Raw genomic sequence first — 24801 nt, forward strand, 5'->3', positions numbered from 1 at the left:
GAAGGATTTGGAATAGGAACGGCGCGTTGGCTGCATGAAATACCCGCTTAAAAGGCTAGAACTGGTGCCCACTTAAATTTAAGGGCACACCATGTCTTGGCGTTGCGGGGCTGGGTAGATGACTTGGCCGGACGCATACGCCCCATTCGCTTGTTGGCTGTGTGGTGAGCAACGTTTAGCAGACAAAAATAATCCCCATAACTGGGGATTATTTTATAAGCAGGCTTTAACTGAAGCCTTATTTCTTGGTAATACGATCCGGCAATGCATAAGCAATGATGTAGTCACCTACGTCAGGTGAATGGCTCATGCCTCCCGCGGAGATGACCACGTACTGCTTCCCGGTGGTCGGTGACATATAGATGAGGGGGGCCGCAACCGCACCCACCGGCAAGCGAGCCTTCCAGACCTCTTTACCTGTTGCCGAGTCGAGCGCACGCAAGTAGTAATCCTGGGTACCAGCAAAGAACACCAAGCCAGACGCCGTCGAAGTTGGGCCGCCAAGTGTCGGCATGCCCAGAGGTATCTGCATGTGCGTTTTAATACCCAGAGGGCCGGTATCCTGGACGGTACCCATTGGAACCTGCCAGACCAGTTTCTGAGTATTGAGATCGATAGCACTCATGCTGCCAAAGGGTGGGTTGTTACATGGCACACCCAGTGGAGACTGAAGTATGTCGATTTTCACACCGCCATAGATGCCAGCGACTTGCGGACGAATCGTACCCATGAAGCCAGGAACTTCATCGGTCGACACTTTGAACTTCTTGGTATTTTCCCGAGTAACCAACGACATCCGCAGCGGCATGCGCATGTCATTGACGAACATCATGCCTGTGTTCTCGTCAATGGAGATGCCGCCCCAGTTCATGCCGCCCAACAGACTAGGCCATTCGATATACGGCTTTTCCGTTGGAGGAGTAAACGGCCCGACGTAGACGGAGTCCTTGAACATGATCCGGCAATACATCTGGTCGAAGGTGGTCACACCCCACATGGACTTCTCAGTCAGTGGATCGGCACCAATGATCGGCATGCCCGCCGAGTAGGGTTGCGTAGGCGACAGGTGCTCGCCTTCTGCCGCTGGCGAGGTAGGGACCGGACGCTCCTGAACTTCTGTGACCGGCTTGCCTGTGCGGCGATCCAGCACAAAGATGTGACCGGTCTTGGTGGTCTGAATCAAGACCGGAGTTTTTACGCCCTCGGCATTCTTGATGTCGTAGAGGACTGGCTGTGAAGGCAGGTCATAGTCCCAGACATCATGATGAACCATCTGGTAAACCCATTTGACCTTGCCGGTCGAGGCGTCAACTGCGACGACGGCCGCACCAAACTTTTCTTTAGCCTGATTGCGATCACCGCCCCAATAGTCTGGCGGGCCATTGCCAGTCGGCAGGTAGACCAGGTTCAACTCCTTATCGTAGGTAGGAACAGTCCATACGTTAGGGGTTTCAAGCGCAAACTGATGGTCGGGGGCAGTTGTATCTTCGCCCTCTGGCGCGCCAACGTCCCATGCCCATACCAACGAACCCGTCAGGACATCGAATGCACGCACAGCACCGGAAGGCTCACCTGCGACAATATCTCGTACCCAGCCACCAACCACGGTGAGATGGCCCATGACAACAGGCAGAGAGGTCGGGTGATAGCGCTTGCTGTCTTCCGTCGGGCCCATGCCTTTCTTGAGGTCGACATAGCCGTTGTCGCCGAAATTCGGGCAAATGGCACCCGTATGTGCATCAAGCGCAAATAAACGGGCATCTACCGATGACACCAGAATACGCTGACGGCATTGCTGTTGGCTGCTATATGACGCCTTGACTGTCGCGCTCAGACTGTCGTCTTTATCAATGTCGTAATAGCCCACGCCACGGCAAGTAACGTGCTCTGCGCTTTTGGCATGAGGATCGAATTTCCAAATTGCGTTCCCGGTATCGCCGTCAAGAGCGGTCACCAGGTTCTCCGGCGTGCATGAATACAAAACGTTGCCAATTTGCAGAGGCGTGTTTTCGTCTACGCCCGCACCAGCGCCCGTGGTTCTACGGCCTGTTCTGTAGGTCCAGGCAACTTGCAGATCCTTGACGTTTTCCGGCGTTATTTGCGTATAAGGAGCGAATCGGGTTCCCGACGCATTGCGGCCAAAGAACTCCCAGTTCTCAGGGCCGGTGGAAGGCTCCTTTGACCCGGAAGAGGCAGCAACGGCGACAGGATTCGAGATTGCGCCGTGCGGGTAAAACGCGGCAATAAATGTCGCGATCAGCGCAAGAAATACGGCAAACCCGAATCGGTTAGACAAGCGCCGTGTGCTCAGGGGCGTCGTTGGAAAAGCTGCGCCCACCCACAGACTGAGGGTCAGGATAATGGCCGGAACGACCAGGCGCGGAAGCAGTTCCCAGTAACTGAACTGACCGACTTCGTAAAACGCCCAGACACAGGTCGCCAGGAAGATGATGACGGAGAGGGTAATGCCGATCTGTTTACGGAAAAGAAAAAGTGCCGCCAGAACCAAATAAGCAACACCTGCAATCAAGTAGTAACTTGAACCGCTCAGCGCAACCAGCTTGAACCCACCATAAATCAAAGCCAGCGATACGATAAAAACAAGCAGGGAAAATAGCACCCTCGCGGTATTACTCATTGAACGCCTTCCCGTTAGAGATCGATTGTCATCCGTCATGTGTGTGAATGCTCTGATGGTGAATACGAAACTGCTCGCACTGTGTGCGAACAGCTTGGCCGAATGTTCAGTCCGACCCGTGATTGGCTGGGCGTGACTTGTGTCGGATCCCGACGCACTGTCCTGCTGGTAGCAAGCGAGCACTGGAGATTCGCGGAGCGTATTGCCGTCGATGCATTTTGGGCGCGGGTGTCGGCGCTATCTCGTTTCAATCCAGCAGTCTAACAACGAGTTTTGCTGTTCAAATAGGGTCAATGCTGCAGTTCAGTCTGAGTGGGTATAGCTGAAAACTCTACGAAACGTGGGTGGTTTGTTTGCTTGGACCCTGCTGGCTCTGTTTGGAAAAGCGGAGCTTATTATAGGCCGATGGCTGTTTGGATAAATCCAAAGGTTTGAGAAATATTGTTGGTGAAACAGTAATAATCGGCAGTAACGGTAGTTATTGCCGACCCATTTCCTCTCTTGAACACGATTTTTTGAATAGTATGTGGCTTGCGCAGAGTGTCCTGTTCATCGCAGGCCAGGATTCGTATTGCCGTTAGATTGTTACTGTCTCACTAACAATATTTCTCAAACCTTTGGATTTATCCAAACAGCCATCGGCATACACTTGCGTGTTGCAGCTCACGCTAGGCGACATCTGCCAGTCCAGTTATTTCAGGACGATGTTGGCGGTGTGAGGCGAAAATCCGAACGGCTTCGGGTACTTGCAAATTACGTCGCGATGATTGGGCTGCTCTTCAAAAAAACAGATCATCAGCACCCTTGATACAGCGCGAGGAGAGATCAACTCAACTCGGGATTCTGGTGGGTGATACGTGCTGACGCAGTAGCCATTACGACTGTATTCAATATGACTAAACCTGAAAATCCTGAACTGGCCAGTTCCCACTGGGCAGCAGCGTGTGGTTGAGCTATTCCCCAAAAATTTTTGTAAAGGAACACATCCCAAATGCTTTTTTCTTTCCGCGCCCTGCTGGCTAGCAGCCTGTGCAGCGGGTTGTCGCTGTTGGTCTTGACCCCGTCCTCAGCGCGAGCGGACACCTCCAACCTGATGAGCCGTTCAACACTCAGCGGCGACTGGGGAGGTGAACGGCAAAGGTTGGTCGATGAGGGGGTCAAACTGACAGGTGACTACAGTTCTGAAACGATTTCCAACTTGCATGGTGGGATCAAGCGCGGCACCCGCTATGCGCAACAGATACGGATTGGTGCTCAGTTTGATCTGAGTAAACTGCTCGACACCCCAGACGCTGGTCTGGTGCAAATACTGATTAACGATCGTCGCGGCCACAGTGCCACGGAAGACCTACTCGGCAACCGCCTGCCAGCGCAAGAAAACTACGGCGGCCAATACACCCGACTGACCGAATTCAGCTATCAGCGCACTCTGCTTTCGCCAGACCTGACCACTAAAATCGGTTTTATGACGATGGGCACCGAATTTGGTGGCATGCCAATATTGGCCAACTTTGTGAGTGCCGGCTTTTGTGCGCATCCGTTGACCATGTCCAGCGGCAGTGGCTGGGGCAACTACCCGACGTCACATTGGGGCAGTGAGTTTCGTTACACCGTCAACCCGTCGCTGACGCTGCAAACTGCTGTGTTCCAGGTCAACCCGGAATACAACACTCGCTCCTCCAAGGCATTTTCTATGCCCAGCAACGGCACCACTGGCGCTATTTTGCCTCTGGAAGCGATCTTCAATAACAACGCCTTCCTGAACGGCCAATACAAAGTGGGTTGGTACTACGACACCTCTAACTACCAAAAAATTGGCAGTACAGAAAAAAGCAACAACCGCACTGGCGCTTATGTTTTGATGGATCAGGCAATCTGGAGGGATGAGCAAGACCCTGAAAGCGTGCTACGTCTCTTCGGCCAAGCGGCCACCAGCAACGCGGCGACCTCGCCGATGCGCCGCTGGTACTCGCTTGGGCTGGTCAAACAAAAGCCTTTTGCCAGCCGCCCGAAAGACACCATCGCTTTCGGCTATGGCCGCGCCGTGCTCAACTCGCGGACGCGAGATGTACAAGAAGCTGCCGCGACCAACCCTGGCCAATCCGACATGATCACCAACCTCGACAACGGCGAGCAAATGCTTGAGCTCAACTATGGTGCGCAAGTCACACCATGGCTGCTGCTGCGTCCCGACCTTCAATACTACATAGAGCCTGGCGCGTTCTTCGGCCAAAAAAGGGGTAATGCCCTAGCCGCGGGATTACAAATCAAAGCGACGTTTTAAGCGGCTCGTATGTTTGGGGTGGCATCAACGCGATGCCTCCTTGCGCAAGTTCGGTGCTTACGAGCAAATCGCACGAAAAGTCTAATACGCATCGAGTTTCGATGCTTATCGGTTTCCAGTTGCGGCCATCATCATTTTCGTAGGCGCAGGGCTGGGGCGGGTTTTCGACTTGTGATTATTTCGGTGGCTAAAAAGCCGGCTTGTGGCCGGGTGGCGTTCGCATTTTTTTTGCGCGTCGGACTCGCCCGCAGGGTGCTGAACCAGACCTTGAGCTTGCATCAGCACTTCGGAGGTCTGGTTATTGAACGAGCGGGGGTGCTGGCGGACTAATAAGAATCTAGTATTTTGTTGGAGTAGACGGTAGCGAGCATGGTGCGGCAAGCTCTCGAAGCGGGTCAGTGTTCCGGCAGGTTGGCGAAGATGCTCGCCAAGACCTGGTTGAGTTTGCGCAGTTGAGCTTCGGTTAGACCCTGAAAGCTTTTTTGGAATAACTCGTCGGTGAGTTCGTGCATGTCGAAAAACGCCTGGCGACCTGCTGCGGTCAGGCTGACTTGAGTGACGCGGCCGTCCTGGGTACTCTGGCTGGTTTCCACCAGACCATCATCCTTCATTCGGTAGACGATTTTTGTGATGGTCGAAAGCTTGGCCACGGCGTGCTCGGAAATCTCCGAAATGCTAGAGTCGTCGTTCTCGAAGAGAATGTTCAGCACTCGCCAGCGCGGGATATCCAGGTCGATCCGCTTGAGCAGCTTTTCCATGGCCATGGTGTAGCGCCCGTACACGCGTGCCAGCCAGTAAAAAGGAAACTCTTCCTTGTGAAAGTCTTCGCTGGCAGGGTTGTAGCGGCTACGGCGTTTCTTGGGAATGGACATGAAAGGAACTGCTTTGTGAAAGTCGACGGACAATCATAGACATTTCTACTAAATTTGGCATCCGCCACTATGCCAGCGGAGGGAGCTCAATGGTGCTGCAGGTGTGTGGATCTGTCCGAACAGATGGTCAGCTCTTGTTTTCCAATGCCGGATCGAAGCGTGCCGTAAGCCATGTGGCATCGAGCAGACGAAAGAATTCCTGCGTGCGCTGCGCTTTCTAGGCATCGATATTCTGGCCGGCAAGCAGCGCCGCTTCGGAGCCAGGGAGGCCGGTTTCCACCAGCTTGATGCCCTTGGCTGGATTCTGCCCGTGATGCTTCAGCACCATGGCGATCTGGCCTTAGGAGTCATAGACGTTGACGCCGACGGAATCTTGATACGCGAATCCTCCTGCACGGCTCAGTACAGCGAGAACGGCCCCGGTGCCTCGGCCATGTGCTGGGCAATCGCTAAGCCGGCAGTTCGCTGGACAATGCGCCCTGATCAAGCGAAGGCGGTGCCTGAGATGAACAGTCGAATGTGCCAGCGAGCATCGCCTACACCATTGGCGCGGTGCCTTGGAATTGCGTCCATTCGATACGGTAGGGCTTACCCGGTTCGGGGAAGGCATCTGCGCGTCCCATCAAGCAGTACTTCATTTCTTCCCCGCTAAAGGGAAGCCTGAGCTGGTGTTGGTGTTCACCGAAATGCAGGCCGTGCTCAGCGATCGCCATGATGCTGGCCGTGTCAACCTCCACCAGGCTGCCCCGCACGCCGTCAAGTACCAGAGGTAAAGCGAACAAACAGCCCATGGCTCCGGTGGCGATGATGGCAATATTCAAGGGTGTCCTTGGTTATTGTGCGCGCTGGTTGCGCCTTGGACGTTTGCACGGTAATCCTTGGGCGGCATGCTGTAGTGGCGCTTGAATACCCGGGAAAAGTGCGCGGAGTCGGTAAAGCCCCACTTGTAGGCGATGGTGGTGATTGGTAGGGCATTATCACCGGTCTGAGCCAAATCTCGGGCGGCGCAGTGCAGGCGTTGGCGCTGGATGTAGCGTCCGATGCTGTCACCATCAAGTTCAAACTGGCGGTAGAGCTGGCGTACCGAGATGTTCAACATCGCGGCCAGTTCAGCTGGTGTCGGGGGGGCCAGCAGCGTTTTGTTGATCATCCGCTCAGCGAGTCGCCGTAGGGGGCGGCCGGTGTTCGGCGCATCATCGGGATGTAAGGAGGGCTGCAGCAAGCTGATCAGAGCGTCCTGCAATGCCGCGCCATGAGATTGGCCGGCGCCCAGATTCATCTCCCCGTCACTGATCTGCTGCAACATGCCGTGGAGCAGGCGTCCGCTCAGGCCGCTCTGTTCGATTTTGCCGAAGCGCCAGGCGTGTGTAGGCAGGAGCCGATCCACGGCGTCACGGCAGAGGTGGATCGACAGTTGCGCGATCAACCCATTCGGTTGCATTTCAAAGGACTCGGCCGAGTCCAGCAGGGCCATGTCGCCAGGGTGCAAGGTGAATGTTTGTGCACTACGGTTGATCGCCATGCTGCCTTCACGCTGCAGGACTAGAAAATAGAAGCGATCATCACCACGGCTTGCGCTGCCGCGTTCGCGGCGGATCGACAAGGCGTTAACCTGAATATCCGCCAGATTCAGATCACCCAATTGATGGTGCTGGATATTGCCAATGAAATTGTCCGCACGAGTGGAGCGTTGCGTGATAAAACGGCCACACACGGCATGTACTGCCTGATTCCAGTGGTCGAAATCGTGGAGGTTTTGCACACTCACAAGGCACCTCGAAGGGATTTCTAATAGTTTTGGTGCGCAATTGGATTGATTTTGCACATATGACTAATTACGGGAAAATTCAAGCATTCCTCGTGCCAGAAACGAGTTGAGTGTTGTGAGTTTTCGAGCAGGGAGGGCAGGGCCGGTAAACCGGCCCGAGAGGCGATTCAGTAGCGGATCATCACTGACTTGAGTTCGGTGTAATTGTCAATAAACGCGCTGCCAAATTCGCGGCCCGTGCCCGAGGCTTTAATGCCGCCGAAGGGCACCGAAGGGTCGAGGAAGGTGTGCATGTTGATGTATACCGTGCCGGCCTCAATCTGGGGGATCAGGCGCAGTGCCCTGGACAGGTCGTTGGTCCAGATGCTTGCGGTGAGGCCGAACGGCGAGTCGTTCATCAGGCCGGGAAGTTCTTCGACGTCGTCATAAGGCAGCACGCACATTAACGGGCCGAAGGTTTCTTCGTGCAGGATGCGATCCTTGGCGTTACCCGCGAGTACCAGGGTCGGCTCAACGAAGTAACCGGGACGGGCAATCGCATTACCACCGCAGACGATGCGGCTTTCCTGGCGTGCCAGCTCGAAGAATTGCACCATCTTGTCGAACTGCGGCTTATTGGCCAGGGGCCCGAACTGGACACTCTCATCAAGAGGCGAGCCAATGCTTATGCCTTTTAGTGCCGCGCTGAATTTCTCCAGGGTCTCATCCAGGCGTGAACTCGGTACGTAGAGCCGTTCTGGTGCCGCACAGACCTGACCCTGATGCATATAACCGGTTTGGATCAGCCCACCGATGGCAGCATTGAGGTCGACGTCAGGCAGCAGCGCCGCAGCATTTTTGCCGCCCAGTTCCAGGGTCACTCGGGTGAGGTTGGCGGCCATTGCGGCCTGGCCGACCTTGAGTCCGGTCGGCACCGAACCGGTGAACGATACCTTGGCTACCTGCGGGTGGTTGACCAGTTGTGCACCGACTTCGCCGGTGCCGTTGACGATGTTCAACACGCCCGCTGGCACACCCGCGTCCATTGCCAGTTCGGCCAGGCGCAGCAAGGTCAGTGGGGTGAATTCACTGGGTTTGAGCACCAGCGTACAGCCGGTGACCAGAGCGGCAGCGATTTTCCATACGCCGATCATTACCGAGAAATTCCACGGCACGATACCGGCCACCACGCCCACTGGCTCACGACGGGTGAAGGCGGTGTACTGTTCGCCGGCCATCGACGGGAAGGAGGGGGACATCGTCTCGCCGTTGATCTTGGTCGCCCAGCCGGCGTAGTAGCGTAGGAAAACCGCGCTTTGGCCGACTTCAAACATCCGGGATAGGTGGATAGATTTGCCTGAGCAGAGGGTTTCCAACTGGGCCAGTTCTTCGCTGTTGGCTTCGAGCAGATCGGCCAGTCGATTGAGTATTACGCCACGCTGATAGGGCAAGGTCGTGGCCCAACTGCTTTTAAAGGCGCAGTGTGCTGCACTGACGGCCGCTTCGACGTCAGATGCATCAGCGGCGGTTACTTGGGCGATGGCTTCGCCGTTGGCCGGATTGATGATCGAGATACGCTTGTCGGAGGCGCTAGAGCGGTAAGCGCCATCGACGAAATGGGCGTGCTGGCGTTGTAGGAACGCCTGCACTTCGGGAAGCAATTGAATGTCGCTCATGGGGTGACTCCTGGCAGATAAAATCAAAGAGGGATGGCAATGTTCAGCCAGAACTTATCGCCTTCCGGACGGTTCAATACGTCGAACTCATGTTGGTAGCGGCTCTGGATGTTCAAGCCCGAGGCAGTTGTGTAGCTGAGTTGCGGGCCCAGTGCAGTGGCGCGGCCTTTGAAGTCTCCGAACACCGCACCGTCACCGCTGTCGCCGGTGAGCTGTTTGTAGGTGTAGCCACCGATACCCACACCCCAGTTGCCGAAGTGCTTGGCAGCGACGAAGTCGGCGTGCAGTTCATTGCCTGAGCGGTATTTGGTGTCGTTGTTCTCGTAGTTGTGGTCAAACATGGTCTTCATCGAGAACTCATAACCCTGCGGGTTGCGGTAGGTGAAGGCGAACAGCGGCTCGACGGTGGCGTAGTTACGCCCGATGTTGGCCAGTTCGTTCTTGTCGTAGCGGCCGGTGGGTAGGTACAGGTCGACGGCTGCAATCCAGTGCCAGTTTCCGGCGTGCCAGCCGACCGCCAGCGGACTGAAGATGAGGTCGCCCATGCCGGCGCGATCCTGGCGGCCGCCCGCCCCCATATTGACGTCCACATCGGCTGCAACCAGGAAGGCGTGCATCGCCCAGTCGCCACCGAGGATCTTCTTATCAGTGACATGGATGGCGCGCAGAATGGTAGCGGCGGTACTGACTTTGAAGTGGTCGAACGCCGGGTTCGCATTTGCAAACTTGTCGGCGGTGTAATAGGTGTTGTAGCTGATCAGGTAGCTGCCAGGCGGAGGCAGGGCGCCGGTCATGAAACCTTCGCTGCCATTGGCGTAGGCGCCGCCACCACCCTCGGTGGCTTGGGCATTCTGGCCAAGGACAAGTGCGGAAAGTGCAATAGCGCTGATCAGATGACGCTGCGGGAAGAAGTGCATGGTGTGATCCTCGATCCGGTTTCAGGGCGTAGGAAAGCTCTGGCGCGATATGCGCGCCAGGTCGGGAAAGGTCGATTAGGAGCGGTTGGGGCCGACGAGTGACTGAGGTGTGCCAATCACCGCATCGAGATTCAGCGTTTGCTCATGTGGTGCGCTCAGCGTCAGCGGTGCCTTGCCGAGAATGAAATCGGCACCGCGTTCGCCAAGCATGATCGCCGGCGCGTTGGTGTTGCCGCTGGCTATCTGCGGGCATACGGAGAGGTCGATCACTCGCAGGTTCGGCACGCCATGTACGCGCATCTGCAGGTCGACCACCGAGCTGCCCGGATCAATACCCAGGCAACAGGTACCGCCAGGGTGGTAGACGGTCTTGATCGCCTGGCGTATGAACGTCTCGATGCCGGCAGTGTCCTGCCAGTCGATATTCTCGGGCGCGACGATCTTCTTGATCAGGCTCTTCAACGCTGGTTGTTGCATCAGCTTGAGGCCGGCTTGCACGGCACGTATCTGCCCTTGCAGGTCGTCTTTGTCACCCAGATAGTTGGGGTCGATGAGCAGCATGTCGGCTGGGTCAGTGCTGCGCAGGCGCACTTCGCCACGAGCTTTGGGGCGCAGGTGGCCGACCTTGACCGTGAGACCATGCTCGGCGGCGGGTGGGGCTTCGCCGGGGGTGTTGTCGAAGTTGTCCATTACCGGCAGGAACATGAACTGGATGTCTGGCCGGCCGACGCCCTGGCTGTCGACGAAACCGCCGCCTTCGAGGATGTTGCTGGTCAGCAGGCCGCTACGGAACGTCAGCCACTGGATCATGTGCTTGATGCCGCGCAGGCCCTTGTCTTCGCCGAGGATGCTGTTCTGTTTGCGGGTGGTGGCGTTGAGCGACAGGTGAAGGTGGTCATGAAAGTTCTTGCCCACCGGCAGGTTGACCAAGGTCTCGATGCCGAGACCCGCAAGGTGTTCCTCCGGCCCGATGCCGGAGAGCATGAGAATCTTCGGGCTGCCGAAGGCGCCGGCGCTGAGAATTACTTCCTTGCGGGCGTGGGCGATTATCGGCGCGCCATCCTTCTCGCTGAACTTTACTCCGGTAGCGCGGGCGTTCTCGACGATCACCTTGTGCGCCAGGGCGTCAGTGATCACGGTCAGCTTGCTGTTGTCGCGTACCGATTTCAGATAGGTACGCGCGGTGCTGGCACGGGCGCCATTGTGCGTGGTGGTCTGGTAGAAGCCGACACCTTCCTGGGATGCACCATTGAAATCGTTGACGTAGGGCAGGCCCATCTCTTGGCCAGCGCGCACGAAGGCCATGGTCATTGGGTGGCGATAGCGGTTCTCGCTGACCGGCAACGGGCCTTCCTGTCCGTGGAATTCACCGCTTAGGCTCTCGTTGGCTTCGGCTTTCTTGAAGTAGGGCAGCACATCGCGATAACCCCAGCCCGGGCAGTTCCAGTCTTTTACCCAGTCGTCGTAATCCTCGTGTTGGCCACGGATGTAGATCATCCCATTGACCGAGCTACCGCCGCCGAGCACCTTGCCCTGAGCAATGATCATTTCGCGGTCGTTGCAGTGTTTCTGCGGCACGGTCATGTACGGCCAGGACTTCTGCTGGAAAACCTGAACCACGGTGGCCGGCATGGTATGGAAGGGGCTGCTGTCCTTGCCTCCGGCCTCAAGCAGTAGCACGCTGCCGGCATTCTGCTGGATCAGCCGGGCTGCAACCACGCAGCCTGCCGAGCCGGCGCCTATCACGATGTAATCGTATTCCTGAGTGGACATGGGGGTGGCCTCGCTAATGTCCCGAAGGGATCTTTATGAGGCTCTATTCAAGCCTTTGCCAGCGACAGGAAATTGATCCTGATGGCCAGGTTGTTGTACGTGCTTGCCAGGTTTTACCGATCATCCGGTTGTACGAATCTCAGCCCTTGAGGAAACGCTGCGCCAGACTCAATTGCGATTCGGCCAATTGGTGCAGGGTCTGGCTGATCTCGGTGGTGCGCCCTGCCTGCTGACTGGTGCGCTCGGTGAGGCCGGCAATCTCGGTGATCTGCTGGTTGATCTGCTCGGCGACCTGGCCCTGCTGCTCAATGGCAGCTGCCATCTGCAGGTTCATGCTGCTGATCTGGCCGACTTCCTCGCAGATACGCACCAGTGCCTGGCGGGTTTGCTGCACATCCGCACTGGCACGTAGCGCGGCCTGCTCGCCACGTTTCGCGGTGGTCAGAGCGTTGCTGCTTCCACTACGCAGGCTTTCGATAGAGCGCTGGATTTCATGAGTCGAGTCACGTGTGCGTGAGGCGAGGCTGCGTACTTCGTCGGCGACCACGGCGAAGCCCCGGCCGGATTCGCCAGCGCGGGCGGCTTCGATAGTGGCATTGAGGGCCAGCAGGTTGGTTTGTTCGGCGATGCTCTGGATCACACTAGCGATGCCGCCGATCGACTCGATAGCATCGGCCAGGTTGCAGACGGCGCTGCTGATTTCTTCCACCGAAGAGCGCATGGTCTGAGTGGAGTTCTGGCTGTCGTCCGACAGGCGTTCACCGTCGTGGGCCAACTGGTTGGCGTTCTGCGCGGCCTGGGCGGTGCTCTGCAGGTTGCGTGAAAGCTCCTGGACGGTGGCGCTCATCTGGTTGATGGCCGCGGCGGTCTGTTCGGTCTCGCGTACCTGCCTGTTCAGTTGTTCGGCGGTGTTCTCCACCACTTCGGCTGAAGTATGTGCCTGCTGGCGCAGAACCTCGCTGTTGATGCTGATGCGTGACATCACCGTAGTCATCCGCGCGCGCTGGCTGTTCAGGGCCATCACTAGCAGGGCGCTGCTGTCGGCGTGCCTGCTATGCAGCGGCGCCAGTAGCGGTTCGCTGTATATTTCCCGGCACTGGCCAAGGATCTTGCGGGTCAGTCGGCGCTGGCGCAGGGCCGGTTGCAGCCCGGCCAGCAGCAGCGTGAAGAGGGCCAGCAAACCTGTGGCCAAGGGCAGTTGCGCGGTGATGATTGCGCCCAGAACGAGCAGGCCAAGACCCAGTTGAAGGCCATGGCTGGCGAGCAACGCAGTGTAGCGCTGGCCTGGCGCCCACGGCGATTGACCACGGTCGAGGCGGGCATAGAGCGTACTGGCTGCCAGTATTTCTTCACGGCTGATCGGCTGGTAGACGGTGCCGAGCGCCGAGAGTTCTCCGCCATCGAACAGCGGCACGACATAGAGCGTGTGCCAGTAATGCCCGCCCTGCCTGTGACGGCCCATCACAGGGCCAGTCCAAGGTACGCCGGCACGCAGCGCACGCCACATGCTGTCGATGACCACTGCGGGCATGCGCGGGTCATTGATCTGCTCGTGGGGTTTGCCGATCAGTTCGTCTTCGCGCAGGCCGCACATCCGCAGGTAGGCCGCATTGCAACTGAGCAGCACTCCTTGTGGATCGAGGCGCGATATCGGCGGTTCGTCGAAGTGCAGGAGGTTGGGGTGGATGGCGGCATTCATGGCACGATTCCTCGCGGTTACCAGGGTAGCACGCGCTCGGCGCGCATCTTGCGCACCATGGCGTCGTAGAACTTGGTGGCGAAGCTACTCTCGCGGATCAGCATGGCGGTGAGGTTCGCGCACCTCTCGGCGATACCGGCTTCGAGCGGGTTGTCTTCGCCGCCCAGGGCGCCAGCGGCACACTGGTTCTCGGCGGCGCGTTGCACCGTCCAGAGCAGAAAGAAGGCTTTCTCGATGCTGCTTTCGCCAACTGCGATACCGTGGTTGCGCAGTACCAGGATGTGCTTGTCGCCTAGGCTTTCGATCATCCGGGTCTTCTCGTCTTCAAACAGGGTGATGCCTTCAAAGGTGTGGTAACCGATGCGGCCATAAAGTTGTGCACCGTAGAAGTCGTCATGGGTGAAGCCGCGCTTTTTCTGCACCACGGCGGAGATCGGCGTGGTGTGGGTGTGTAGGATGCACTGGATATCGTCGCGCGCGCCGTGCACAGCACTGTGCAGAGCGAAGCCCGCGGGGTTGCCGTCGTAGGGTGACTCGTCGAGCTTATTACCGTGCAGGTCGACCTTGAGCAGGTTGGCTGGGGTGACTTCGCTGTAGTTCAGGCCGAACGGATTGACCAGATAATGGTGGGCCGGGCCAGACAGGCGTGCGGAAATGTGATTGAAGATGGTCTCGGTCCAGCCGAAGTAATCGACCAAGTGGTAGCAGTGGGCGAGCTTGATGCGCAGCGCCCATTCTTCGTCGCTACAGGTTTCGGGCTTGAGGGTCTGGATCATTGCGGTCATGGTGGATTCTCTAGGGCAGTAGGACGCACCTTTCAGGGCACGATGGCGTTATTTCAGGCGCAAGGAGCCAAGCGCAGGTTGTCATGGAATCCGTTTCGACCCGGAAACTCCGGTGCAAGTGCACGTGCATTGGGGATCTTCAGCCACAGGCGCAGTAAGCGGCGTTTGAGGTCTGGATCGTCGTGATCCTCAAAGTCGCTACGCGAATGCATTACGGCGTAATTGTTGGCGAACTGCATGTCGCCGGGTTCCAGCATCATGTCCAGACGGATCGCTGGGTCAAGAATGATGGCGTCGATCAAATCCAACGCCTGGACTTCTACCTCGGAGAGCTTGACGTTGCTCTGTTCGTGGCCGAGTTCGATATAGGCACGAAGGTAACGACAGCTAAGCTTATCCTCGTGGTAGCTGAAAATCGGAGAGGGGACCGGTAGGTCATTACCCAAGTGTGCGAAATATAGTGGGCGATAGAGCAACGCCAGATAGTGGGGGTTCCTCTCCAGGATCTCGTTGTAGACGGTCGCAGCGCTGACCAGGCTGCTGAGTCCGCCTTGCTTGGCCTTGCGTATGGACAGGAGTCCAACTACATCGGACAGATCTGTGTGGTAGGGCAAGTAGGCGTTAGTTTCGTAGACACGAGTAGTTTTCTCTTTGGAATTGCCTACGGCGGTCACCACGCCCAGCAGGTCGGCGCGTGGATTCTGAGTCACAGGAGTACCCATGTGCAGGCCCAGGCCGTAATAGATAATTGCCATTTCCTCTTCGCCGTAGAACTCGTCTGGCAGACCACGAAGGAGAAGAAAGCCGCGGCCATTCTCCAATTCGTTCGCAAGGTTTTGGATCTCCTTGCCCAGCTCTGGTATCAAGAAATCCTCACGTGTGAAGTTCGGAGCCTTTAGGCCACGATCTCTAACCTGCACCATGGCGCGATCAAGCACAGCAAGCGTGTCAGGGGATAGGTGATATATCCAGGCTTGCTCAGGGTCTTTCAGCAGATCTTCGCCACGCCAGGCGCAGGGTGAATCGATTTTTTGGGTAAGCAGGGGGGTCATGGGTTTTTCCTTTCCTCTGATGGGGTAGATGTGGGAGCGACGACTGAAACGATGTCAGTGCTGCTGGGTGAAGGGTGTCGAGTTAAAAAGCGCGCTAGCGAAAGAATGTCGCGAGTGGTGGGTACGCCGAGGCCGTGGTGCTCTGCAAGTTCGACTACCGCGTCACCGATAGCGGCGAGTTCCAGAGCGCGCCCATGCTGATAGTCCTGCAGCATCGAAGTTCTTACTGCACCCATGCCTGCACCAAGCTTCATGAATGTTGGTGGGTCGAAATCAATGCGTGCGCCATAAGCCGCGGCAGTGAGTAGCCCTTCATGAAGTATTTTCCCCACCAGAGGGGTTAACTCGGGCTCGCTATAGAGCTCTTCGAGTGTTGCTCCAGTGATTACCGACAGGGGGTTGGAGGTCAGATTGGCGAGGATTTTGGTCCACAGCGAGTCTCGGATACGATCACTTGCTCTGGCTTCTATACCCGTGTCCTGAATCAGTTGACGGATCGTTTCGAGTCGTTGGCTTTTGCGGTTGTTAGGCTCGCCAAGAATCATCAGGTGCGGGTTGTGTGAGCGTGCCTGTCCTGGGCCTATAGTTTCTGCGGTGATGAATACTACGCACCCGAGAATATGTGCCGGATCGAGAGATGCCAGCAGGGCTCCGCCTGGATCAACTGCATGCACAGGTTGACCAGCCATACTTCCGGACTCGCCATGGAAGTACCACCATGGCACGCCGTTTACGACCGGAATTACGGTGGTATGTGGGCCGATCAAAGGAGCCAGGCTGGGGACTAGCTTGGGTAAAGCGTGTGCCTTGACGCAGAGAAAAACGACGTCCTGCTCGCTGAGCAAAACGCAGTCGTCGCTGGCGTTTACCTGGGCGTGATGCTCACCATCCAGGTCGGACAGGTGTACGCCGTTTTTGTTTAGTGCGGCGAGTGTGCTGCCACGGGCGAGCATGCTCACCGGTAGGCCTGCACTGGCCAAGCGTGCCGCCAGGGTGCAGCCGATGGCGCCAGCGCCAACAATGCACAGGCGTGGAAATTTCGAGCGAGCCATGGGGCTTCTCCTTGCAAGAGGGCGCGCCCGCAACGCAGGCGCGTGGTGGCTCAGGTCGCGAGCATTTCCTGGTGCTTGCTGGCCATGCCGAGATAGGCCTCGATCACCCGCTGGTCATCGGCCAGTTCGGCGGCCGGGCCCTGCATGGCGATCTGTCCGGTTTCCAGCACGTAGGCATAGTCGGCAACACGCAGTGCGGCACGGGCGTTCTGTTCCACCAGCAGGATCGACACACCCTGGCGCCGCAGGTCGGCGATGATGCGGAAGATCTCGCGAGTGATCAGCGGCGCAAGACCCAGGCTCGGTTCGTCGAGCATCAGCAGTTTTGGCTTGGCCATCAGCGCCCGGCCCACGGCGAGCATTTGTCGCTCGCCGCCGGAAAGGGTGAATGCCTCTTGCTTGCGTCGTTCGAACAGCCGCGGGAACAGGCTATAGACTTCCTGGAGGGTGCCGTCGAGGTACTTGTCGCCCCTGCGGTAGCGCATGAAGCCGCCGAGGCGCAGGTTGTCCTCGACGCTCATGCTGGCGAACAGCTCGCGCTTTTCCGGCACCAGGCCCAGACCGCGCCCGACCAGCACTTCGACTTCCGGTACGGCTTCCAGGGTTCCGTCGAAGTTGACCTGGCCCTTGGATCCAAGCACGCCCATGATCGCCGAGAGTAGGGTGGTCTTGCCGGCGCCGTTGGGGCCGATCACGGTGACGATCTGGCCTTCGCCGACGGTCAGGCTGGCATTGCTTAGCGCTTCGACCTTGCCATAGGCCACGCTCAGGTTTTTCACTTCGAGCAGGGTGTTGCGAGGTTGGTTGCTCATGGTCTTCACTCCGCTGCGCCGAGATAGGCTTCGAGTACCGCCGGGTTTTCCTGCACCTCGTCCGGTAGGCCTTCGGCGATCTTCTGGCCGAATTCCATTACCGTGACGCGGTCCACCAGGCCCATGACGAAGTCCATGTCGTGCTCCACCAGCAGGATCGCCATGCCTTCGCCCCGCAGCTTGCGCAGCAGCTCGCCGAGGGCTTGCTTCTCCTTATGACGCAGGCCGGCGGCGGGCTCGTCGAGCAGCAGCAGGCACGGGTCGGTACACAGTGCGCGGGCGATTTCCAGGATGCGTTGCTGGCCAAGGGCGAGGCTGCCGGCCTCTTCATAGAGGTAGTCGCCGAGGCCGACCCGCTCCAGTTGGCGGCGGGCTTCACGCAGCAAGTCTGCTTCTTCGGCGCGCTCCAGGTGCAGCAGCGACGGTACGATGCCCTTGGTGCCACGCAGGTGGGCGCCGATGGCGACGTTCTCCAGCACGCTCATGGTCGGTAGCAGTTTCACGTGCTGGAAGGTGCGGCTCATGCCCATTTGGGCGATGCGCCGCGAGGGAATGCCGTTGATCTTCTCGCCCAGGAACAGCACCTCGCCCTCGGTGGGGATATCGACCCCGGAGAGCTGGTTGAACATGGTGCTCTTGCCTGCGCCGTTGGGGCCGATCAGGGCGAGGATTTCTCCAGTGTGGATCGACAGGTTCATCTGGTTGTTGGCGACCAGGCCGCCGAAGCGCTTGGTCACGTTACATGCTTTAAGGATCAACTGGCCGCTGGCTGGCAGGTCTCGGCGCGGCAGACCGCTCGGCTGGTCATCAGCCCTGGGCGTGTTATGACCGTGGCGCCAGCGCGCCGGTACCAGGCGCACCAACAGCGGCCACAGGCCATTTGGAGCACGTTGCATTAGCAGCACGATGAGCAGGCCGAAGACGATAGTTTCGTAGTTGCCCTGGCTGCCTATCAGCATCGGCAGCCAGTCCTGCAGCCACTGTTTAAGCATGGTCAGGATGCCGGCGCCGAGCAGCGCGCCCCAAACGCTGGCGACGCCACCGATCAGCGCCATGAACAGGTAGTCGATGCCCATGTTCAGGCCAAACGGCGTCGGGTTCACGAAGCGCTGGGTATGTGCGTAGAGCCATCCCGAGACCGCGGCGAACAGGGCGGAGATGAGGAACACCACCAGCTTGGAGCGGAACGTATTCACGCCCATCGACTCAGCCATCACCTGGCCACCCTTGAGCGCGCGAATGGCTCGGCCTTCGCGGGAGTTGAGCAGGTTACGGGTGATCAGGATGGCGACCAGTAATACGGCCCAGATCAGGTAGTAGATCTTCTCGCCCTTATCCAGCGTTAGACCGAACAATGAGATTGACGGTAGATCGGCGATTCCGCTCTGGCTGCCCAGCCCATCCAAGGTGCCAAACAGGTAGTAGAGCGAAATGCCCCAGGCGATAGTGCCGAGCGGCAGATAGTGCCCGGACAGTTTCAGGGTCATGGCACCGAGCAGCAGGGCTACGCAGGCGGTGAGGGCGATGCCCACCAGCAGAGACAGCCAGGGTGAGCCGGCGGTCCAGGCGAGCCAGACGGGCAGTTGCTCGGCGGTGGTCAGATAAGCGCTGGTATACGCACCGAGGCCGACGAAAGCCGCTTGGCCGAAGCTGGTCATGCCACCGACGCCGGTGAGCAGGACCAGGCCCAGCACTACCAGGGCATACAGGCCTATATAGTTGAGCAGGGTAATCTGGAAGGTCGGCAGTAGCAGCGGCGCGACGCCGAGGAGGATGACCAGCAGGGTGATGAGTAGACGCGGCTTCATTCTTCTTCCTCCACGTGACGGCTAGTCAGCGAGCGCCAGAGCAGGAACGGGATGATTAGGGTAAACACGATGATCTCTTTGTAGTTACTGGCCCAGAACATCGAGAAGGCTTCTACCAGGCCGACCGCCAGCGCGCCCAGGGCGGCGATGGGGTAGCTGACCAGGCCGCCGATGATGGCGCCAACGAAGCCTTTCAGGCTGATGATGAAGCCGGAGTCGAAATACAGGGTGGTGATCGGGGCGATGAGAATCCCCGAAAGGGTGCCGATGAAGGCCGCCATGGCGAAGGTTGTTTTACCCGCCAGGCTCGGCGATATACCCATCAGCCGTGCACCCATGCGGTTCACTGCGGTGGCGCGTAGCGCCTTGCCATACAGGCTGCGTTCGAAGAACAGGAACAGGCCGACGATCAAGCCCAGCGAGACAGCGATGACCCACAGTGTCTGGCTATTCAGTGTCACCGGGCCGAGCTCCAGCCCCGCCTCGGAGAACGGCCGAGTGCGTGCACCTTCGGGGCCGAACAGCAGCAGGCCGACACCGACCATGGCTACGTGCACGGCAATCGAGACGATCAGCAGCACCAGCGAGTGGGCGCCGGCGATGGGCTGGAAGAACAGGCGATACATCTGTGGGCCCATCGGCACCAGTAGGGCCAGGACTAGCAGGGCCTGGATCGCCATGGGCAGTTCTGCCAGTAATAGGTTCTGTACCAGCAACACCATGCACACGGCATAGGCGAGCTTGATCGCCAGCCATTTGGGCAGACGCATGCCGTGGCCTTTGCGCAATTTGCCGAGCAGATCCAAGGCGCAGTCGATCACCGTCAGGAGCAGCAGCAGCCAGACCAGTTTGGTTGGCTGGCCAGCTTGCACCGCCGCCATGGTCAGTGCGCCGAAGGTGACGAACTCACCCAGGGGGATCAACAGAATCCGTGTCACGGTAAAGACTAGGAGAATGGAAAGCGCCAGCAGTGCGTAGATCGCACCGTTGGTCACGCCATCCTGGCCTAGCAGCATGGCTATCTGAAAATTCATTGAGGCAACATCCTTCGATGACAGGATTCGTATCGCGCGCAGCGGGTACCGGCCCTGGGGGGCAGGTAGCGGTCTGGCGTCTAACGTACGGCCGATGCCAGGCACCGGCTAAGGAATAGCTGCGGGGTTACTTGAGCAACACCCATTTACCGTCCTTGACGGTGATCAGCTCGCGGCCGCGTTTATCGAAACCGCTGTGATCTTCGGGGCTCATGTTGTAAACGCCTTGGGTCCCGGCCAGCTCATGGGTCTGTTCCAGTGCATCGCGCAGTGCCGAACGGAACTCGGCGGTACCTGGTTTGCCTTTGTGCAACGCGATTGGAATGGCCTGCTCCAGCAGCAAACCGGCATCGTAGACATTAGCGCCGAAGGTCGCCGGCTCACGGCCATTGAGCTGGGTGTAATCATCGATGTATTTGCGTGCCACGCTTTTGGATGGGTTGTCGTCCGGCACCTCATCAATCACCAGCATCAGGCTGGCAGCAAGGATGGTGCCTTCGACCTTGCGCCCGCCCAGTTGCAGGAACGCTGGCAGGGCTGCGCCGTGGGTCTGGTAGATCTGGCCCTTGTAACCCTGGTCGAACAGCGTGGTCTGCGGCATCACTGCCGAGCTGCCCGGTGCGGCGATCAGTACGGCGTCGGGTTTAGCCATGAGGATTTTCAGGCTCTGGCCGGTGGTGGATGTGTCCTGACGCTGGAAGCGCTCGTTGGCGACGATTTTTATGCCGTTCTTGTCGGCCAGGGCAGTCATGACTTTGCCCCAGTTCTCGCCATAGGGGTCGGCGGTGCCGATCAGGCCGAGTGTCTTCACGCCGCTCTTGACCATGTGCTCGACCAGCGCTTGGGCGATCAGGTCATCGTTCTGGGTTGTCTTGAATACCCATTTTTTCTGCTCAGTCATCGGTAGCACCACGGCCGCACTTCCGGTAGGGGCGAGCATTGGCGTACCCGACTCGGCGGCAAACTGGATCACCCCCATGGCATTGGGTGAGCCACTTGGGCCGATGATTGCGTCGACATGTTCTTCGTCGATCAGTTTCTTGAACGCCTTCACCGAGGCCGTCGGGTCGCTGCCGTCGTCCAGTGAAATGTAAGTGATGTTCTGGTCGCCGACTTTTTTCGGCATGAGCGCCACGCTGTTCTTCTGCGGGATACCGACCAGGGCGATAGGCCCGGTCGAAGAGGTGATGACACCGACTTTCACATCGGCCTGAGCCGCCATCGACGCGCAGAGCGCACTCAACATCAGGGTGGACACAGCTTTCTTGAACAGCATGTCGTGCTCCAGGGTGCAAGGCTAATAAGCGGGCTGAGCTGCGGTACCTAGGGGTATCGGCATAGCCTCTCGTAATGCGCCCGGTGATATTCACCGGTGAAAGCATCACCGCCTGACAGCAGTCGGCGTGCTAACGACGAAATTGCAGATTGCATGCCAGAACTTGAGCTGCACCAGCAGTGCGCGTACCCCGCGCGTCTCCCCCGCGACTGAAAAAAAACGTCAATCGCCAATCGCCTTTGGGCACTCGTATCACCAGTAAAAACAGTGATTTAAGTGATTTTTTTTGTGATTTTTATTGGTTAAACGTCATATAAAAAACACCATTTTTTAAGGTGAAAAATGACAAATATTTCTTTGGAAATAGGTGTTTTTTTGTTCTTTGTTTTTGACTGAAAAATCAATCTGGTAACACTCGTTTGGTTACAGAATCTTAAGATTTATAGACTTATCTATTTGTTTTATATCTATTTTTTTATAAATTTTTACGGGTTTACAGCTTTTTATAAAGCGTTACAAATCTGCACGCTGCCGGTGCATTTCATGGAAATTTGCACCAATTTGGATGGAGATATTTTTACGTATAATTCAATTGACAATTCACGTAATTGTGGCGATTTTAGATTTAGCGAATCGGCGGCCTCGGGCTCGCCACGCCAACAACGTTCGAGAAGGTAGATGGCATGACGATGGTGATCGAGCAAATGCAGGTAGGGGGCACTGGCCTGAAGGTGATGGTGAAGGACACCATCGATATCTCTGGCTATCCGACCCGGGCCTCCAGTAGGGCGCTACAGGATGTCGGCCCGGCTACACAGAACGCCACCGTGGTCGATGCGTTGTTTAACGGTGGTTGCCAGGTTATCGGCAAGACCGTTCTGCACGAGCTTGCCTATGGCACTACCGGCATCAACCATTACGCCGGTACTGCCGAGAATCCGCGATATCCCGGACGTATTCCTGGCGGCTCCTCCAGTGGCTCGGCGGCGGCCGTCGCTGCTGGGCTCTGTGATTTTTCCCTGGGCTCCGATACCGGTGGGTCTGTGCGCATTCCTGCGTGCTGTTGCGGTGTGTTCGGCTTTAAGCCTACGTTCGGCCGCATTGATCGTCGGGGGGTGATGCCCGCGCAGAGCAGCCTGGATTGCGTCGGCCCCTTCGCGAGCCGCTTGTCCCTGCTGGTTGAGTCGATGCGCATCATTGATCCTTCGTTCAAGCCATTACCGGAAGTCGCAGACATTTGTCTCGGTGTGGTCTCGGTGGAGGCATCGAGTGAGGTGCAGCGCGCTATCGACGCCGTGCTTCATGCCACCAACCTCACGCTCGGCAATGTACAGCTCAATAGCATGCAGGCCGCCTATGATGCCGGCATGGTGGTGATCAACCGCGAGACCTGGAATGCCTGCGGGCATCTGCTCGATACCGGCTTGGTCGCCCCGGATGTCGCCGGCCGCCTGCAGGCGGCCGGGCAGACCAGCGATGAAGCGCTGGCCGCCGCCGAGCGAGTGCGCATCACGTTTACCGCCGAGGTGGATGCTGCCCTGGAGCGCTTTGCGGTTTTGGTCCTGCCGACTATGCCTGACTACCCATTGCGTCTCGAGGACGCGGCAGACACCCGTGCGGTGCTGGGGATGACCGCGTTCGTGAGGCCTTTCAATCTTTCTGGTCATCCGGCACTGAGCATTCCCTTTGAAGGGGAATCCGGTTTGCCGGTCGGCCTGCAACTCATCGCCGCCAAAGGCGCTGACGAACTGCTTTTGGCGGTCGCTGGCGAGTTGTTGCGGCGTCTCGATTCCAACCTTCTCTGATCGTGGATCCTGTCATGACTTCGCTCACCCTGGCCGGCAATACGCCGTCTGCCGCTATTACCGACAATCAGGCCTTTGCGGCACTGTTGGTCGATATCAAAAAACGTGCCCGTAGTGGCGAATTCGACCGCCTTGGCTATATCGCCCAAGACGTGATTGACGCCTTCAAGACTCTGGGGGTTTACCGTGCTCTGGTGCCCCGCCGCTTCGGTGGTGACGAGCGCTCGCCAGGCGAGTTCTGCGCCATGGTCGAAGAAATTTCCAGGGCCGACGGTTCTGCCGGCTGGGTCGCCAGCTTCGGTATGAGCCCGGTCTACCTGGCATCGCTGCCTTTGGATACCATCCGGCAGGTCTACGCAAACGGCCCCGACGTAGTCTTCGCCGGTGGCATCTTCCCGCCGCAACCTGCCGAGGCCGTGCCGGGTGGCTTCAAGGTCAACGGCCGCTGGAAGTATTCCAGCGGCTGCATGGGGGCCTCACTGGTGGGCGTCGGTATCGCCCCGAAAAACGGTGACAAACTGGATCTGCCGCGCCTGGCGGTAATGCCACAAAGCAAGGCGCGCATCGAGCAGACTTGGGACACCGTCGGCTTGCTCGGTACCGGTAGTCATGACCTGGTGGTCGAGGATGTGGTGGTTCCAGAGGAGTGGACGTTCGTGCGCGGCGGCGCGGCCAATCTTGAGGAGCCGTTCTTCCGTTACCCCTCGCTGTCCTTCGCCACCCAGGTACTGTCCGTCGTCGGTCTTGGCGTTGCCCGAGCTGCCCTGGACGAGTTGCGCGATATGGCCGCTGGGCGCATCTCGGTAACCGGTGCTCCGGCGGTGGCCGACCGGCCATTGGCCCAGGTCGAGATCGCTAGGGCCGAGGCTGCGCTGCGTGCTGCTAGAGCTTTCTTCTTCGATTCCATCGAGGACGCTTGGCAAACGGTGCTGGCGGGTGACCCGCTGTCGGCCGAGAAAACCAACCTGCTACGCCTGTCTTCGACGCATGCTACCCGCGTCGCCGCCGAGGTGGCGCGCACCGCGCAGATGCTGTCGGGCATGACCGGCGTCTACAACAGCAGCCCGTTGGCGCGGTGCGTGAACGACGCCCAGGTGGTTACCCAGCATGCCTTCATGGGCGATATCACCTACCAGAATGCCGGCGCCATCTTCTTCGGCAAGCAGCCCCTGCCGGGCTATCTCTGACCCTTATCTGGAGCCAATCATGAGCGAAAAAAAACCACTGCGCGTGTTATTTTGCATGGGCATCAACCAGAATTTTTTCGATGCGCTGCGCGAGGAGCAGCTGCAAGTTTGGGGCGCGTTCAGTGCCATGTGGAACGGCATTCACGATCTGCCAGGCGTGACGGTGTTCGGCAACATGGACGACGACCAGAGCATGGTCGGACCGTCCAGCGGATACCCCTGGACCACTTACCTGCTGGCCGATGTGCCGGACATCGAGACTGTGCACGCTGCCTGCAACCTGTTCCGCACCACGCCGGTGGGTGAAGGCACCTACAAGCTGTGGCGTTACGTCAAGGTCGAGGCCCGCACTGGCCGCGAACTGATCATCCAGCGCGCGTGACC

General features: G+C 58.2%; 19 protein-coding genes and 1 pseudogene. 4 read left to right on the top strand and 16 right to left on the bottom strand.

Features of this window, described 5'->3' with window-relative positions:
- Positions 1 to 238: 238 nt before the first annotated feature.
- A complete protein-coding gene (locus tag VGC62_RS05605; RefSeq protein WP_331186075.1) occupies positions 239 to 2638 on the bottom strand; it encodes a membrane-bound PQQ-dependent dehydrogenase, glucose/quinate/shikimate family in 2400 nt (799 codons plus the stop codon).
- A gap of 991 nt (positions 2639 to 3629) precedes the next feature.
- On the opposite strand from VGC62_RS05605, the gene VGC62_RS05610 reads away from it, so the two are divergent.
- Positions 3630 to 4922, top strand: coding sequence for a carbohydrate porin (locus VGC62_RS05610; RefSeq protein ID WP_331186076.1), 1293 nt, complete (start codon positions 3630 to 3632; stop codon positions 4920 to 4922).
- A gap of 395 nt (positions 4923 to 5317) precedes the next feature.
- On the opposite strand, the gene VGC62_RS05615 is transcribed toward VGC62_RS05610, so the two are convergent.
- The 15 genes and pseudogenes from VGC62_RS05615 to VGC62_RS05680 all read right to left on the bottom strand — a co-directional run bounded on the left by VGC62_RS05615 (position 5318) and on the right by VGC62_RS05680 (position 21425).
- Positions 5318 to 5794: a MarR family winged helix-turn-helix transcriptional regulator gene (locus tag VGC62_RS05615; RefSeq protein ID WP_331186077.1), complete on the bottom strand. Its 477-nt coding sequence runs from the start codon at positions 5792 to 5794 to the stop codon at positions 5318 to 5320.
- 536 nt (positions 5795 to 6330) lie between these two features.
- Positions 6331 to 6615: a hypothetical protein gene (locus VGC62_RS05620; protein WP_331186078.1), complete on the bottom strand. Its 285-nt coding sequence runs from the start codon at positions 6613 to 6615 to the stop codon at positions 6331 to 6333.
- The gene (gene feaR, locus VGC62_RS05625) at positions 6612 to 7556 is read right to left on the bottom strand and encodes a transcriptional regulator FeaR (RefSeq protein ID WP_331186079.1); all 945 of its coding nucleotides are present in this window, start codon (positions 7554 to 7556) and stop codon (positions 6612 to 6614) included. The genes VGC62_RS05620 and feaR overlap by 4 nt, the downstream gene beginning before the upstream one ends.
- A 173-nt stretch (positions 7557 to 7729) precedes the next feature.
- On the bottom strand, positions 7730 to 9217 hold the full coding sequence (locus VGC62_RS05630; protein WP_331186080.1) for an aldehyde dehydrogenase family protein: 1488 nt from the start codon (positions 9215 to 9217) through the stop codon (positions 7730 to 7732).
- A 23-nt stretch (positions 9218 to 9240) separates the two neighbouring features.
- On the bottom strand, positions 9241 to 10134 hold the full coding sequence (locus VGC62_RS05635; RefSeq protein WP_331186081.1) for a SphA family protein: 894 nt from the start codon (positions 10132 to 10134) through the stop codon (positions 9241 to 9243).
- A 75-nt stretch (positions 10135 to 10209) separates the two neighbouring features.
- On the bottom strand, positions 10210 to 11907 hold the full coding sequence (locus VGC62_RS05640; RefSeq protein ID WP_331186082.1) for a GMC family oxidoreductase: 1698 nt from the start codon (positions 11905 to 11907) through the stop codon (positions 10210 to 10212).
- A gap of 139 nt (positions 11908 to 12046) precedes the next feature.
- The gene (locus VGC62_RS27600) at positions 12047 to 12928 is read right to left on the bottom strand and encodes a methyl-accepting chemotaxis protein (RefSeq protein WP_414705747.1); all 882 of its coding nucleotides are present in this window, start codon (positions 12926 to 12928) and stop codon (positions 12047 to 12049) included.
- Positions 12929 to 13273: 345 nt separating this feature from the next.
- Positions 13274 to 13606 (bottom strand): annotated as a pseudogene (locus VGC62_RS27605) (PAS domain-containing protein); the annotation flags it as partial.
- Between the two features lie 17 nt (positions 13607 to 13623).
- Positions 13624 to 14391, bottom strand: coding sequence for a class II aldolase/adducin family protein (locus VGC62_RS05650; RefSeq protein WP_331186084.1), 768 nt, complete (start codon positions 14389 to 14391; stop codon positions 13624 to 13626).
- 53 nt (positions 14392 to 14444) lie between these two features.
- Entirely contained in the window at positions 14445 to 15443 is a 999-nt protein-coding gene (locus VGC62_RS05655; RefSeq protein WP_331186085.1) for a TauD/TfdA family dioxygenase, read from the bottom strand.
- A complete protein-coding gene (locus VGC62_RS05660; protein WP_331186086.1) occupies positions 15440 to 16495 on the bottom strand; it encodes a 2-dehydropantoate 2-reductase in 1056 nt (351 codons plus the stop codon). Before VGC62_RS05660 ends, VGC62_RS05655 begins: the two co-directional genes overlap by 4 nt.
- A gap of 50 nt (positions 16496 to 16545) precedes the next feature.
- The gene (locus VGC62_RS05665; protein ID WP_331186104.1) at positions 16546 to 17283 is read right to left on the bottom strand and encodes an ABC transporter ATP-binding protein; all 738 of its coding nucleotides are present in this window, start codon (positions 17281 to 17283) and stop codon (positions 16546 to 16548) included.
- Positions 17284 to 17312: 29 nt separating this feature from the next.
- Positions 17313 to 19115 (bottom strand): branched-chain amino acid ABC transporter ATP-binding protein/permease, encoded by a 1803-nt coding sequence (locus VGC62_RS05670; RefSeq protein ID WP_331186087.1) that lies wholly within the window; start codon positions 19113 to 19115, stop codon positions 17313 to 17315.
- Positions 19112 to 20149 (bottom strand): branched-chain amino acid ABC transporter permease, encoded by a 1038-nt coding sequence (locus VGC62_RS05675; RefSeq protein ID WP_331186088.1) that lies wholly within the window; start codon positions 20147 to 20149, stop codon positions 19112 to 19114. The genes VGC62_RS05670 and VGC62_RS05675 overlap by 4 nt, the downstream gene beginning before the upstream one ends.
- Before the next feature lie 127 nt (positions 20150 to 20276).
- Positions 20277 to 21425, bottom strand: a complete 1149-nt coding sequence (locus tag VGC62_RS05680) for an ABC transporter substrate-binding protein (protein ID WP_331186089.1) — start codon at positions 21423 to 21425, stop codon at positions 20277 to 20279.
- A 683-nt stretch (positions 21426 to 22108) separates the two neighbouring features.
- On the opposite strand from VGC62_RS05680, the gene VGC62_RS05685 reads away from it, so the two are divergent.
- From VGC62_RS05685 to VGC62_RS05695, 3 genes are read left to right on the top strand one after another with little or no spacing between them, the layout of a single operon-like run.
- Positions 22109 to 23230 (top strand): amidase, encoded by a 1122-nt coding sequence (locus VGC62_RS05685; protein WP_331186090.1) that lies wholly within the window; start codon positions 22109 to 22111, stop codon positions 23228 to 23230.
- A gap of 14 nt (positions 23231 to 23244) precedes the next feature.
- On the top strand, positions 23245 to 24417 hold the full coding sequence (iacA, locus tag VGC62_RS05690) for an indole-3-acetate monooxygenase (protein WP_331186091.1): 1173 nt from the start codon (positions 23245 to 23247) through the stop codon (positions 24415 to 24417).
- 19 nt (positions 24418 to 24436) lie between these two features.
- On the top strand, positions 24437 to 24799 hold the full coding sequence (locus VGC62_RS05695) for an IacB protein (RefSeq protein ID WP_331186092.1): 363 nt from the start codon (positions 24437 to 24439) through the stop codon (positions 24797 to 24799).
- Positions 24800 to 24801 lie beyond the last annotated feature (2 nt).

It is taken from the genome of Pseudomonas sp. (assembly GCF_036404235.1).
Taxonomy (GTDB): domain Bacteria; phylum Pseudomonadota; class Gammaproteobacteria; order Pseudomonadales; family Pseudomonadaceae; genus Aquipseudomonas.